Source organism: Thiobacillus sp. SCN 63-57, assembly GCF_001725555.1.
GTDB lineage: Bacteria > Pseudomonadota > Gammaproteobacteria > Burkholderiales > Thiobacillaceae > Thiobacillus.
The window spans coordinates 1-12,968 of sequence record NZ_MEGP01000041.1 but is presented as its reverse complement, the minus strand read 5'-3'; the positions used below and the strand labels follow the sequence as shown (position 1 = coordinate 12,968).

Annotated in this window: 11 protein-coding genes and 1 pseudogene; 9 read left to right on the top strand and 3 right to left on the bottom strand. The window is 65.3% G+C overall.

The window, feature by feature from the left end; genetic code table 11:
- From ABT23_RS13790 to ABT23_RS13780, 3 genes are all read right to left on the bottom strand, one after another.
- On the bottom strand, window positions 1-660 hold a 660-nt coding region (locus ABT23_RS13790), incomplete at its 3' end, for an HAD-IA family hydrolase (protein ID WP_296636476.1).
- Between the two features lie 4 nt (window positions 661-664).
- Window positions 665-1,363 (bottom strand): bifunctional 2-polyprenyl-6-hydroxyphenol methylase/3-demethylubiquinol 3-O-methyltransferase UbiG, encoded by a 699-nt coding sequence (gene ubiG / locus ABT23_RS13785; RefSeq protein ID WP_296636474.1) that lies wholly within the window; start codon window positions 1,361-1,363, stop codon window positions 665-667.
- Window positions 1,364-1,365: 2 nt separating this feature from the next.
- Window positions 1,366-2,685 carry a TRZ/ATZ family hydrolase gene (locus ABT23_RS13780; protein ID WP_296636471.1) on the bottom strand — a complete coding sequence of 440 codons (1,320 nt, stop codon included), beginning with the start codon at window positions 2,683-2,685 and terminating at the stop codon, window positions 1,366-1,368.
- 107 nt (window positions 2,686-2,792) lie between these two features.
- Here ABT23_RS13780 and gyrA point away from each other — a divergent pair, with 107 nt between their 5' ends.
- The 9 genes and pseudogenes from gyrA to rpsA all read left to right on the top strand — a co-directional run.
- Window positions 2,793-5,342: a DNA gyrase subunit A gene (gene gyrA / locus ABT23_RS13775; protein WP_296636468.1), complete on the top strand. Its 2,550-nt coding sequence runs from the start codon at window positions 2,793-2,795 to the stop codon at window positions 5,340-5,342.
- A gap of 13 nt (window positions 5,343-5,355) precedes the next feature.
- The gene (serC, locus tag ABT23_RS13770; protein WP_296636465.1) at window positions 5,356-6,435 is read left to right on the top strand and encodes a 3-phosphoserine/phosphohydroxythreonine transaminase; all 1,080 of its coding nucleotides are present in this window, start codon (window positions 5,356-5,358) and stop codon (window positions 6,433-6,435) included.
- Window positions 6,428-7,603: a phosphoglycerate dehydrogenase gene (locus tag ABT23_RS13765; protein ID WP_296636462.1), complete on the top strand. Its 1,176-nt coding sequence runs from the start codon at window positions 6,428-6,430 to the stop codon at window positions 7,601-7,603. The genes serC and ABT23_RS13765 overlap by 8 nt, the downstream gene beginning before the upstream one ends.
- The gene (gene pheA / locus ABT23_RS13760; protein WP_296636459.1) at window positions 7,600-8,694 is read left to right on the top strand and encodes a prephenate dehydratase; all 1,095 of its coding nucleotides are present in this window, start codon (window positions 7,600-7,602) and stop codon (window positions 8,692-8,694) included. Before ABT23_RS13765 ends, pheA begins: the two co-directional genes overlap by 4 nt.
- A complete protein-coding gene (gene hisC / locus ABT23_RS13755; RefSeq protein WP_296636455.1) occupies window positions 8,694-9,788 on the top strand; it encodes a histidinol-phosphate transaminase in 1,095 nt (364 codons plus the stop codon). Before pheA ends, hisC begins: the two co-directional genes overlap by 1 nt.
- Window positions 9,785-10,651: a prephenate dehydrogenase/arogenate dehydrogenase family protein gene (locus ABT23_RS13750; protein WP_296636452.1), complete on the top strand. Its 867-nt coding sequence runs from the start codon at window positions 9,785-9,787 to the stop codon at window positions 10,649-10,651. Before hisC ends, ABT23_RS13750 begins: the two co-directional genes overlap by 4 nt.
- A complete protein-coding gene (gene aroA, locus ABT23_RS13745) occupies window positions 10,651-11,961 on the top strand; it encodes a 3-phosphoshikimate 1-carboxyvinyltransferase (protein WP_296636449.1) in 1,311 nt (436 codons plus the stop codon). The genes ABT23_RS13750 and aroA overlap by 1 nt, the downstream gene beginning before the upstream one ends.
- The gene (gene cmk, locus ABT23_RS13740; protein ID WP_296636447.1) at window positions 11,958-12,656 is read left to right on the top strand and encodes a (d)CMP kinase; all 699 of its coding nucleotides are present in this window, start codon (window positions 11,958-11,960) and stop codon (window positions 12,654-12,656) included. Before aroA ends, cmk begins: the two co-directional genes overlap by 4 nt.
- An 84-nt stretch (window positions 12,657-12,740) precedes the next feature.
- Window positions 12,741-12,968: pseudogene (gene rpsA, locus ABT23_RS13735) on the top strand (30S ribosomal protein S1); the annotation flags it as partial.

Here is a 12,968-nt window from a genome sequence, read left to right as displayed (position 1 = left end):
CGCCAGGTAGTCGAGGGTGTCGAGCGGGCGATGGATCTCGGCGTGGGCGCCCCAGGTGTGCGGCTGGTCGGCGGCATCGAGATAGCCCCAGGCGGCGACCAGCGCCGGCATGGCGGCGGCGGTGGCGGCCTGGATGTCGCGCTCGGCGTCGCCCAGGTACAGGCACTGAGCCGGCAGGGCATTGCAGAGTTCGGCGGCGGCGAGCATGGGGGCGGGGTGCGGCTTGGGCTGCGGGCAGGTGTCGCCGGAGACGATGCAGGCTGCGCGCTCGGCCAGGTCGAGGATGGACATCAGCGGCTCGGTGAAGCGCGCCGGCTTGTTGGTGACCACGCCCCAGGCGAGGCCGCGCTGCTCCAGCGCATCGAGCAATTCGAGGATGCCGGGGAAGGGCCGCGAGTGGCGGCAGATGTTGTCGGCGTACAGCTGCAGGAATTCCTCGCGCATGGACGCAAAGTGCGGGTCGTCGAGATGCAGGTCGAAGCCGAGGCCGAGCAGGCCGCGCGCACCGTGCGAGGCCTGCGGGCGGATGAGCTCGTCGGCCAGCGGCGGCAGCCCGTGGCGCGTGCGCTGCAGATTGAGCGCGTGGCCGAGGTCGGGCGCGGTGTCGACCAGGGTGCCGTCGAGGTCGAACAGGACGGCGCGGATGTTCTCGAGCTTCACGGCTTTACTCCCCCCGGCGCGTCGCCATCAGGTAGTTGACGTCGGTGTCGGCTTCCAGCTTGTAGATCCTGGTCAGCGGGTTGTAGGTCATGCCGATCAGTTCCTGGGTATCGAGCCCGGCTTCGCGCGTCATGCGGGCAAGCTCGGCGGGCTGGATGAACTTGGCGTAGTCGTGCGTGCCGCGCGGCAGCAGCTTGAGGACGTATTCGGCGCCAACGATGGCGAAGAGGTAGCTCTTGGCGTTGCGGTTCAGCGTGGAGAAGAACACCCAGCCGCCCGGCTTGACCAGTTTGGCGCACGCGGCGACGATGGAAGCCGGGTCGGGCACGTGCTCGAGCATTTCCATGCAGGTGACGACGTCGAACTCGCCGGCGTGCTGCGCGGCGTAGTCTTCGGCGGATATCAGCTGGTAGTCGACGCTGTGGCCCGATTCGTAGAGGTGCAGTTTGGCGACCTTGAGTGCCTTCTCGGAGAGGTCGATGCCGCTCACCGTGGCGCCGGCGGCGGCCATGGCTTCGGCCAGGATGCCGCCGCCGCAGCCGACGTCGAGCACGGTCTTGCCGGCCAGCGGCGCCTGCTTGTCGATCCACTTCAGGCGTAGCGGGTTGATTTCGTGCAGCGGCTTGAATTCGGAGTTCGGGTCCCACCAGCGGTGGGCGAGTTCGGAAAACTTGGCGATTTCGGCAGCGTCGACGTTGCTCATGGCTATCCTTGTGGGGCGAGTTTGGTGCGCCAGTAGGCGGCGCGGGCGGTCAGGTCGTCGATATCGAGATTGACCAGACGGCGGTCATTCAGTTTCAGCTTGCCGTCGACCCAGACGTGGGTGACGTGCTCGCGTCCCGCAACGTAAACCAGGTGCGAGACGGGGTCAAACACCGGCTGGCCGGAAAGGGCGTGCAAGTCGACCGCGACCAGGTCGGCACGCTTGCCGGGGACGATGCTGCCGATCTGGCTGTCGAGGTTGAGCGCGCGGGCAGCGTCCAGCGTGGCAGCACGCAGGGTAGCCGCGGCGGACAGGATGGCGGGGTCGCCGCTGGCGCCCTTGGCCAGCAGGGCAGCCAGGCGCATTTCGCCGAACAGGTCGAGGCGATTGTTGCTGGCGGCACCGTCGGTGCCGAGGCCGACGTTAACGCCTGCACGCAGCAGATCGGCCACCGGTGCAATGCCGGAGGCCAGCTTCAGGTTCGAGGTCGGGCAGTGCGCCAGGTGGCAGCCATGCTGCGCCAAGAGCCCGATTTCGGCCTCGTTCACATGCACGGCGTGGACGCCGATGAAATTCGGCCCCAGCAGCCCCAGGCGCGCCAACCGTTCCAGCGGCCGGACCCCGTATTGCTTCAGGCTGTCCCGGATTTCGTCGGCGGTTTCGTGGATGTGGGTGTGGATAGGCAGGCCGAGTTGTTCGGCCAGCGTGTTGATGCGGCCAAACGTGGTATCCGAAACGGTGTAGGGTGCGTGCGGGGCGAAGGCGAAGCCCAGCAGCGATTCATCCTTCAATTCGTCGCGCAGGGCGAGCCCCTTGGCCAGGTAGTCGTCGGCGTCCGAGGCGTAGGCGCTGGGGAACTCCAGCACGATCATGCCCAGGGTGGCGCGCATCCCCGCCTGCAGGAAGGCTTCCCCTGCGGCCTTGGGGAAGAAATACATGTCGTTGCAGGTGGTGATGCCGCCCGCCAGCATTTCGGCGGCGGCGAGCAGGGTGCCGTCGCGCACGAAGGCCTCGGACACGTGCTTCTTCTCGGCAGGCCAGATGCGGTCGTTGAGCCAGGCCATCAGCGGCAGGTCGTCGGCGTAGCCACGAAACAGCGACATCGCGGCGTGGCCATGCAGATTGACCAAACCCGGGATCAGCGCCCGGCCCGGCAGGGGGAGCGTCTGCACGGCGTCATAGCGGGCCTGCGCGGCATCGGCCGGCAGCACGTCGAGGATGCGGCCATCCTCGACGACGACGGCGTGGCCGGCTAGCGGTCCTTCCGATTCGACGGGTACCACCCATTGCGGCAGGAGAAGAAGGTCGGCGGGGGCTTTCATGGTGGCCTGCATTCTCGTTGTTTGGCCGTGGTTTGGCAAAGGCGGCCGAGCTTCCCGGCCATGCTAAAATCGCGTGCTTTAAAGCCTGAATAAATAAAAAACCGGTTATGGAACAGTTTGCCAAGGAAACCCTCCCGGTCAGCCTCGAAGAGGAGATGAGGCGGTCGTATCTCGATTACGCCATGAGCGTGATCGTCGGACGCGCGCTGCCGGACGTGCGCGACGGCCTGAAGCCCGTACATCGTCGCGTGCTGTTCGCGATGAACGAACTCGGCAACGACTGGAACAAGGCATACAAGAAGTCGGCCCGCGTGGTCGGCGACGTCATCGGTAAATACCACCCGCACGGCGATACGGCGGTCTACGACACCATGGTGCGGATGGCGCAGGACTTCTCGCTGCGCTACCCGCTGATCGACGGCCAGGGCAACTTCGGCTCGGTCGACGGCGACAATGCAGCGGCGATGCGTTACACCGAAGTGCGCATGGCCCGCATCGCGCATGAACTGCTGGCCGATCTCGACAAGGAAACAGTCGACTTCGGTCCCAACTACGACGGTTCCGAGCAGGAACCGCTGGTGCTGCCGACCAAGATCCCCAACCTGCTGATCAACGGCTCGTCCGGCATCGCGGTGGGCATGGCGACCAACATTCCGCCGCACAACCTGACCGACATCTGCGCCGCGCTGTTCGCGCTGCTGGATGACCCCGAGATCGACATCGAGTCGCTGATCGCCATCGTCAAGGCGCCGGATTTCCCGACTGCAGGCATCATCTACGGCCTGTCCGGCGTGCGCGACGGCTACCGCACCGGCCGCGGCCGCGTGGTGATGCGCGCCACCTGCCACATCGAGGATCTCGACAAGAGCGGCGGCAAGCAGGCCATCATCATCGACGAACTGCCCTACCAGGTGAACAAGGCCAACCTGCTGATCAAGATCGGCGAGCTGGTGCGCGAAAAGCAGATCGACGGCATTGCCGACCTGCGCGACGAGTCCGACAAGTCGGGCATGCGCGTCTACATCGAGCTGAAGCGCGGCGAAAACGCCGACGTGATCCTGAACAACCTGTACAAGCAGACGCAGATGCAGGACACCTTCGGCATGAACATGGTGGCGCTGATCGAAGGCCAGCCGCGCCTGCTCAACCTGAAGGAAATGCTCGACGCCTTCCTGCGCCACCGCCGCGAAGTCGTCACCCGCCGTACGGTGTTCGATCTGCGCAAGGCGCGCGAACGCGGCCATATCCTCGAAGGCCTCGCCGTGGCGCTGGCCAACGTCGACGAGATCGTCGAACTGATCAAGTCGTCGGAAACGCCCGCCATCGCGAAGGAGCGCCTGCTCGGCCGTGCCTGGAAGTCGGCGATGGTCGAGGAGATGCTGGCGCGCATCGATCCCGAATACTCGCGCCCGGTGAACATCGGTCCTGAGTTCGGCCTGCATGCCGACGGCTACCGTCTGTCCGAGATCCAGGCGCAGCGCATCCTGGAAATGCAGCTGCAGCGCCTCACCAACCTCGAGTCGGACAAGATCATCGGCGAGTACAAGGAGATCATGGCGAAGATCGCCGATCTGCTCGACATCTTGGCCAATCCGGCGCGCATCACCCAGATCATCCGCGAGGAACTGACCCAGGTGCAGGAACAGTTCGGCGACGCGCGCCGCTCGACCATCGTCGAGAACGCGCAGGACATGTCGATGGAGGACCTGATCAAGCCGGAAGAGATGGTGGTCACGCTGTCGCACGGCGGCTACATGAAGTCGCAGCCGATTGACGACTACCGTGCGCAGAAGCGCGGCGGACGTGGCAAGCAGGCAGCGGGCACCAAGGACGAAGACTTCATCGAGAAGATGTTCATCGCCAACACCCACGACTACATCCTCTGCTTCTCCAACCGTGGCCGGCTGTACTGGCTCAAGGTCTACAACGTGCCGCAGGGCGGACGGGCGGCGCGCGGCAAGCCCATCGTCAACCTGCTTCCGCTGGAAGACGGCGAGAAGATCAACGCGCTGCTGCCGGTCAAGACCTTCGACGACGATCAATACGTCTTCATGGCGACCAGCAACGGCATCGTCAAGAAGACGCCCTTGAGCGACTTCTCGCGTCCGCGCACCGCCGGCATCATCGCGGTGGGACTGGACGACGGCGATTTCCTCATCGGCGCGTCGATCACCGACGGTCGTCACGACGTGATGCTGTTCTCCGACGGCGGCAAGGCGGTGCGCTTCGACGAGAACGACGTGCGTCCGATGGGCCGCACCGCGCGCGGCGTGATCGGCATGAAGCTTGCCAAGGGCAAGAAGCTGATTTCGCTGCTGGTGGCCGAGGACGAGAACGACTTCGTGCTGACCGCGACCGAAAACGGCTTCGGCAAGCGTACGCCGATCGCCGAATACACCCGCCATGCGCGTGCGACGCAGGGGATGATCGCGATCCAGACCAGCGAACGGAATGGCAAGGTGGTGGCTGCGACATTGGTGAAGCCGGACGACGAGATCATGTTGATCACCACCGGTGGCGTGCTGATCCGTACCCGTGTCAAGGAAATCCGTGCCATGAGCCGCGCGACGCAGGGTGTCACGCTGATCAACCTGGACAAGGGCGAAACCTTGATCAGCCTGGAAAAACTGGCTGAAACCGACAACGAAGAGGAATGAAGGGGATACACGCATGACGATCTATAACTTCAGCGCCGGCCCGGCCGTGCTGCCCAAGGATGTGTTGCAACAGGTGCAGGCCGAACTGGTCGACTGGCATGGTTCCGGCATGTCGGTGATGGAAATGAGCCATCGCGGCAAGGAGTTCATGGGCATCGCCGCCGAGGCGGAGGCTGACTTGCGCGAGCTGATGGGCATCCCCGCCAACTACAAGGTGCTGTTCCTGCAGGGCGGGGCGTCGTCGCAGTTCGCGATGGTGCCGATGAACCTGCTGCGCGGCAAAGCCTCTGCTGATTACCTCAACACCGGCGAATGGTCGAAGAAGGCCATCAAGGAAGCGAAGAAATTCGGCGCGGTGAACGTGGTGGCGACCAGCGAAGACAAGAACTTCAGTTACGCGCCGACGCAAGACCAGTGGAAACTCGATCCGAACGCGGCTTATGTCCATTACACGCCGAACGAGACCATCGGCGGCGTGGAAATCTTCTGGACGCCCCAGACCGGCAGCATACCGCTGGTGGCCGACATGTCGTCGACCATCCTGTCGCGTCCGATCGACGTATCGAAGTTCGGCGTGATCTACGCCGGCGCGCAGAAGAACATCGGCCCGGCCGGGCTGACCATCGTCATCGTGCGCGACGACCTGATCGGGGAAACCTTGAAGGGGACCCCCACCATGTTCGACTACAAGATCCACGCCGACAACGACTCGATGTACAACACGCCGGCGACCTTCGCCATGTACACGGCGGGGCTGGTATTCAAGTGGCTGAAGGTGCGCGGCGGCCTCGCCGCGATGGAAAAGACCAACCGCGAGAAAGCCGGCCTGCTGTACGACACCCTCGATGCGACCGACTTCTACAACTCGCCGGTGGCGAAGGAGAACCGCTCGCTGATGAACGTGCCGTTCACGCTCAAGGATGCCGCGCTCGACGAGGCTTTCCTCAAGGCTGCCAAGGAACGTGGCCTGATCCAGCTGAAAGGCCACCGCTCGGTCGGCGGCATGCGCGCGTCGATCTACAACGCCATGCCGGTCGAGGGCGTGCGTGCGCTGGTCGACTGCATGCGCGAATTCGAGAAAAGCCATGGCTGAGCCGCGCAAGATCCTCACGCTCAACGCCATTTCTGCGCGCGGACTGGCGCGACTGCCGGAGGCCTATACAGTCGGCGGCGACGTGACCGACCCGGACGGCATCCTGGTGCGCTCGGCCAACATGCACGAAATGGACATCCCCGCATCGGTGCGCGCGATCGCGCGTGCCGGCGCAGGGACCAACAACATCCCGGTGAAGAAGCTGTCGGAACGCGGCGTGCCAGTGTTCAATGCGCCCGGTGCCAACGCCAATGCGGTGAAGGAACTGGTGATCGCCGGCATGCTGCTGGGCGCGCGCAACCTGGTGCCGGCGCTGAAGTTCGTTGAAGGCCTGTCCGGCACCGACGAGGAGATGCATAAGGCGACCGAGGCGGGCAAGAAGCAGTTCGCTGGTATGGAACTGCCGGGCCGCACGCTGGGCGTGATCGGCCTGGGCGCCATCGGTTCCACCATTGCCGAGGCGGCGATCAAGCTCGGCATGAACGTGGTCGGCTTCGATCCGGCGATCACCGTCGACGCCGCGTGGCGGTTGCCGTCGCAGGTCAGGCGTGCGGAGAGCGTCGAGGACGTGCTGCGCATGGCCGACTTCGTCACCCTGCACGTGCCGCTGCTGGACGCCACGCGCAACCTCGTCAACGCCCAGCGGCTGGGGATGATGCGTTCGGGGGCGGTGCTGCTCAATTTCGCGCGCGAAGGCGTGGTCGACAATGCGGCCGTGATCGAGGCGCTGGACGCCGGCAAGCTGCATGCCTATATCTGCGATTTCCCGGCCAATGCGCTGAAGGGCCACGCCAGGGTGGTTGCGTTGCCGCATCTCGGCGCCTCCACCGAGGAGGCCGAGGAAAACTGCGCGGTGATGGTGGCCGAGCAGCTCGCCGACTATCTGGAAAACGGCAACATCCTCAATTCGGTCAACTTCCCCAACGTCAGCATGGCGCGCGAATCCGCATACCGCATCGCGATTGCCAACGCCAACGTGCCCAACATGGTGGGACAGATTTCGTCGGTGCTCGCCGCCGCCGGACTCAACATCCACAACATGGTCAACAAGTCGAAGGGCGACATGGCGTATACCTTGGTCGACATCGACAGCGTCGTCACCGCTGCAGTAATGCAGCAGCTTGCCGCGATTGCCGGGGTGCTGGCCGTACGTTACCTGCCGGCATGACGGACGACGCACACAGCGCGCCGGGTGCGCCGACCGAGCTGAGCGCGCTGCGTGCGCGCATCGACAGCATCGACGATGCCATCCTGCAGTTGGTGTCGGAGCGGGCGGGCATTGCCCAGCAGGTCGGGCGCGCCAAGAACGGCGAAAAGATCTACCGGCCCGAACGCGAAGCGCAGATCGTGCGGCGCCTGCGCGAGACCAATCCCGGCCCCCTGTCGGGCGACGCGGTCGAGCGCCTGATTCGCGAAATCATCTCCGCCTGTCGTGCGCTGGAGCAGACCACCCGCATCGCCTATCTCGGTCCGGCCGGCACGTTCAGCCAGCAGGCGGTCCACAAGCATTTCGGCCATGAGGCCGAGGCGCTCGCCGAGGCCGACATCGACGCCTGCTTCCAGGCGGTCGAGACCGGACGCGCCGATTTTGCCGTAGTGCCGGTGGAGAACTCGACCGAAGGCGTGATCGGCCGCACGCTCGACCTCATCGTCGCCAGCACGCTCAAGATCTGCGGCGAGGTCATGCTGCCGATCCATCAGACGCTCATGAGAAAACATGGCGGACTGGGCGGCATCCAGCGCGTGTATGGCCATGCACAATCGCTTGCCCAGTGCCAGCAATGGCTCAGCCGCCATCTTCCTAATGCCGAACGCGTCAGCGTGGTCAGCAACAGCGAAGGGGCGCGCCGCGCCGCCGCCGAACCCGATGCCGCCACGCTGGGCAGCGAAGCCGCCGCCGAACTGTATGGCCTTGACGTGGTGGAAGCGCGCGTCGAAGACGAAGCCAGCAATACCACCCGCTTTCTGGTGCTGGGGCAGAACGACTCCCCGCCGTCGGGCCGCGACAAGACCTCGCTGGTGATGAGCACGAAGAACGAGCCGGGTGCGGTGGTCAGGCTGCTGCAACCGCTCGCCGACGCCGGCATCTCCATGAGCAAGCTCGAATCGCGGCCGGCGCGTTCGGGCAACTGGGAATACCTCTTCTTCGTCGTCTGCCAGGGGCATCGCCAGGATGCGAATCTGGCCGCGGCGCTTGCCGAAATCGAGACGCGCGCCGCCTTCCTCAAGATTCTGGGTTCCTACCCCGTCGCATCGTGATGAATTGTTGTGAATTCGCGCCGCCGTACGTGCGTGCGATCGCCCCGTACCAGCCCGGCAAACCCATTTCCGAACTTGCGCGCGAACTGGGATTGAACGAAGCCGACATCGTCAAGCTGGCATCGAACGAGAACCCGCTCGGCCCCAGCCCGATGGCGCTGGCGGCGGCGCAGGACGCGCTGCATGACATGGCCTTGTATCCCGATGGCGCCGGCTTCGCGCTGAAGGCGAAGTTGTCGGCGAAACTGGGCGTTGCGGCACGGCAGATCGTGCTGGGCAACGGCTCGAACGACATCCTGGACATGGCGGCGCGTGCCTTCCTCGCGCCGGGCACCTCCGCAGTCTATGCGCAGCATGCCTTCGCGGTGTATCCGATCGCCACACAGACCGTGGGCGCGCAGGGCATCGCGGTGCCGGCGAAGAACTATGGCCACGATCTCGCGGCGATGCGCGCTGCGATCCGTGACGACACCCGCGTGCTGTGGATCGCCAACCCCAACAACCCGACCGGCACCTTCCTGCCGTGGGCGGAGATCGAGGCCTTTCTCGAAACCGTGCCGCCGCAGGTGCTCGTCGTGCTCGACGAGGCCTACGGCGAATACCTGCCGACCGACGACCGCTGCGACACGCTCGCGTGGATCGAGCGCTTCCCGAACCTGCTGATCAGCCGCACCTTCTCCAAGGCCTATGGTCTAGCCGGGCTGCGCGTTGGCTACGGCGTCGGGCACCCCGACGCCATCGACCTATTGAACCGGGTGCGCCATCCCTTCAACGTCAATGCGCCTGCGCTCGCCGCTGCCGAGGCCGCGCTCGACGACATCGCATTCCTGCTGCGCAGCTATGCGCTGAACAGCGCCGGCATGGCGCAGCTGACGGCAGGGCTGGCAGACATGAAGGTCGACATCGTGCCGTCGAAAGGCAATTTTCTGCTGGCCAAAGTCGGTGACGCCGGGCGCATCAACACCGAACTGCTGAAACGTGGCGTGATCGTGCGGCCGGTCGCCAATTACGGCCTGCCCGAGTTCCTGCGCGTGTCGGTGGGGCTGGCCGGGCAGAACGCCCGCTTCCTCGACGCGTTGAGAGCTTGTCTGTGATCGTCGACAGACTCGCCCTCGTCGGCACCGGCCTCATCGGCGGCTCGTTCGCGTTGGCGCTGAAGCAGGCAGGCGCGGTGCGCGAGGTGCTGGGGGTCGGGCGGAATCCCGCGCGGCTCACTGTTGCGCGCGAACTTGGCCTGATCGACCGCGCCGCCGACTGGGCGGAAGCCGGGCAGGCCGACTGCATCCTGCTGGCGATGCCGGTGGGCGAGACCGAAGCCGTATTGAACAAGCTGGCGCCGCATCTGAAAGCCGGCGCCATCGTCACCGACGCCGGCAGCACCAAGGCGAACGTAGTCGAGGTGGCGCGCGCCGCGCTCGGCACACGTTTTGCCGATTTCGTGCCTGGCCATCCCATCGCGGGTTCGGAACAAAGCGGGCCCGGTGCTGCGCGCGCCGATCTCTATCAGGGCAAGCGCGTGGTGCTGACGCCGCAGGCCGAGACCCGCGCCGGTGCGATTGCCATGGTGCGCACGCTGTGGGAAGCGACTGGAGCACAGGTCGAAACACTGGAGGCAGCGCAGCACGACCGCATCTTCGCGGCAGTGAGCCATTTGCCACATCTCGCAGCATTTGCCTTGGTGGATGACCTTGCACAACGGGCCGATGGCGATACGTTCTTCCGGTTTGCCGCCAGCGGCTTCCGCGATTTCACCCGCATCGCCGGCAGCAGCCCGGAGATGTGGCGCGACATTGCGCTGGCGAACCGGGGGGCGCTGGTGGCCGAACTGGACGCCTATCTGGCCTCGCTGCAGGCTCTGCGGAGCGCCGTGTCGGCCGATGACGCAGAGGCCTTGCTGGCTATTTTTTCGCGCGCCCGTGCGGCACGCGAACACTGGTTGAAGACTCAGGACGTTTGATGGAATTTCTCGATTTACCCGCAAGCAGCGCAGCGCGCGGCACGGTGCGCCTCCCTGGCTCCAAAAGCATTTCCAATCGCGTGCTGCTGCTAGCGGCGCTCGCGCAAGGCACGACCATCGTGCGTGCGCTGCTCGATTCCGACGACACCCGGGTCATGCTCGACGCACTGCGTGCGCTGGGCGTCGGTGTCGCGCGGTTGAAAGATACGAGCGGGCGCGATTCCGACGACTATGAGATCACCGGCGTGGGCGGCGCGTTTCCAGTCAAGCAGGCCGAGTTGTTTCTGGGCAATGCCGGCACGGCCTTCCGTTCGCTGACCGCCGCGTGCGCCCTGTCGGGCGGCGAGTATGTGCTGAAGGGCGTGGCACGGATGCATGAGCGGCCGATCGGCGATCTGGTCGACGCGCTGCGGCGGCTGGGCGCGCGCATCGACTATCTCGGCCAGGAGGGTTTCCCGCCGCTGAAGATCTATCCGGCGGAGATCGCCGGCGACACCACCGAAGTACGCGGCGATGTATCGAGCCAGTTTCTCACCGGCCTCCTGATGGCCTTGCCGCTGCGCCAGCGCAATACCACGATCGAAGTGGCGGGCGAACTGATTTCCAAACCTTACATCGGGATCACGCTGGCGATGTTGCGCCGCTTTGGCGTGGAGATCGCGCGCGACGGCTGGCAACGCTTCGACATTCCCGCAGCGGCACGCTACCAGAGCCCGGGCGAAATCTGGGTCGAAGGCGACGCTTCATCGGCCTCTTATTTCCTGGCCGCGGGCGCCATCGGTGGCGGCCCGGTGCGGGTGGAGGGCGTGGGGCGCGACAGCGTACAGGGCGACGTGCGTTTTGCCGACGCGCTGGCAAAGATGGGCGCGCAGATTGCGATGGGGCCGAACTGGATCGAGGCGAGCGCACCGGCCGATGGCCGCCTGAAAGCGATCGACCTCGACTGCAACCATATTCCCGACGCCGCGATGACGCTGGCGGTCGCAGCACTGTTTGCCGACGGGGTGACCATGCTGACCAACATCGCCAGCTGGCGGGTCAAGGAAACCGACCGCATCGCCGCGATGGCAACCGAGCTGCGCAAGGTCGGCGCGACGGTGGAGGAGGGCGCGGATTTCATCCGCATCACCCCGCCTCACGCCTCACGCCTCACGCCTCACACTGTGATCGATACCTACGACGACCACCGCATGGCGATGTGCCTGTCGCTGGTGACGCTGGGCGGCGTGCCGGTGCGCATCAACGACCCGGCGTGCGTCAACAAGACCTTCCCGACGTATTTCAAGACATTTGCGGGGATTGCCCAATGAACGCCGCCTCACCCCTCACTCCTCACCCCTCACCCGTGATCACCATCGACGGCCCCTCGGCCTCGGGCAAGGGCACCGTGGCCGAGCGGGTGGCGACCGCGCTGGGCTTTCATTTTCTCGACAGCGGCGCGCTGTACCGATTGACCGCGCTGTCGGCGATGAAGCAGGGCGTGGCGCTGGACGACGAGGCGAGGGTGGCGGAACTGGCCGCCCATTTGCCGGCAAGCTTCCACGACGGCTCGGTCTGGCTATCGGGCGAGAACGTGACCGACGCGATCCGTGCAGAAGCCGTGGGCGAAGGCGCCTCGAAAGTGGCGGCCCTGCCGGCGGTGCGCGCGGCCCTGCTGGACCGCCAGCGCGCCTACCGCCAGCCCCCCGGCCTGGTGGCCGACGGCCGCGACATGGGCACCGTGGTGTTCGCCGCGGCAGTGGCCAAGGTCTTCCTCACCGCCAGCGCCGAGGCGCGCGCCGAGCGGCGCTATAAGCAGTTGATCGAAAAGGGGAACTCTGCTAGTCTAACGGCCCTTGTTGCGGATATGCAGGCCCGCGATGCGCGCGATTCCGCCCGCACCGTCGCACCGCTGAAACCCGCGCCGGATGCGCTATTGCTCGACACGACCCATATGGATATCGAATCGGCAGTGCAGGCGGTGCTGGCGCACTACGCTTTATGCAAGGCCCGCAGCAAGCAATGAAGTAATCAAACGTGTCAGACCTGCGCCCGCAGGCTGGCGATGTGCAACTAACCCCGTCCTCACCGACGGACAAGAAGGTTCTTAATGTCTACTGCTACCGCTGCTTCCGCCCCCGAGTCCATGGAAAGCTTTGCCGCCCTGTTCGAGGAGTCCCTCGAGCACCAGGAAATGCGCCAGGGTGAAGTCATCACCGCCGAAATCGTCGGCATCGACCACAACTTCGTGACGGTGAATGCCGGCCTCAAGTCCGAGAGCCTGATTCCTCTCGAAGAATTCAAGAACGACCAGGGCGAGATCGAAGCCAAGGTCGGC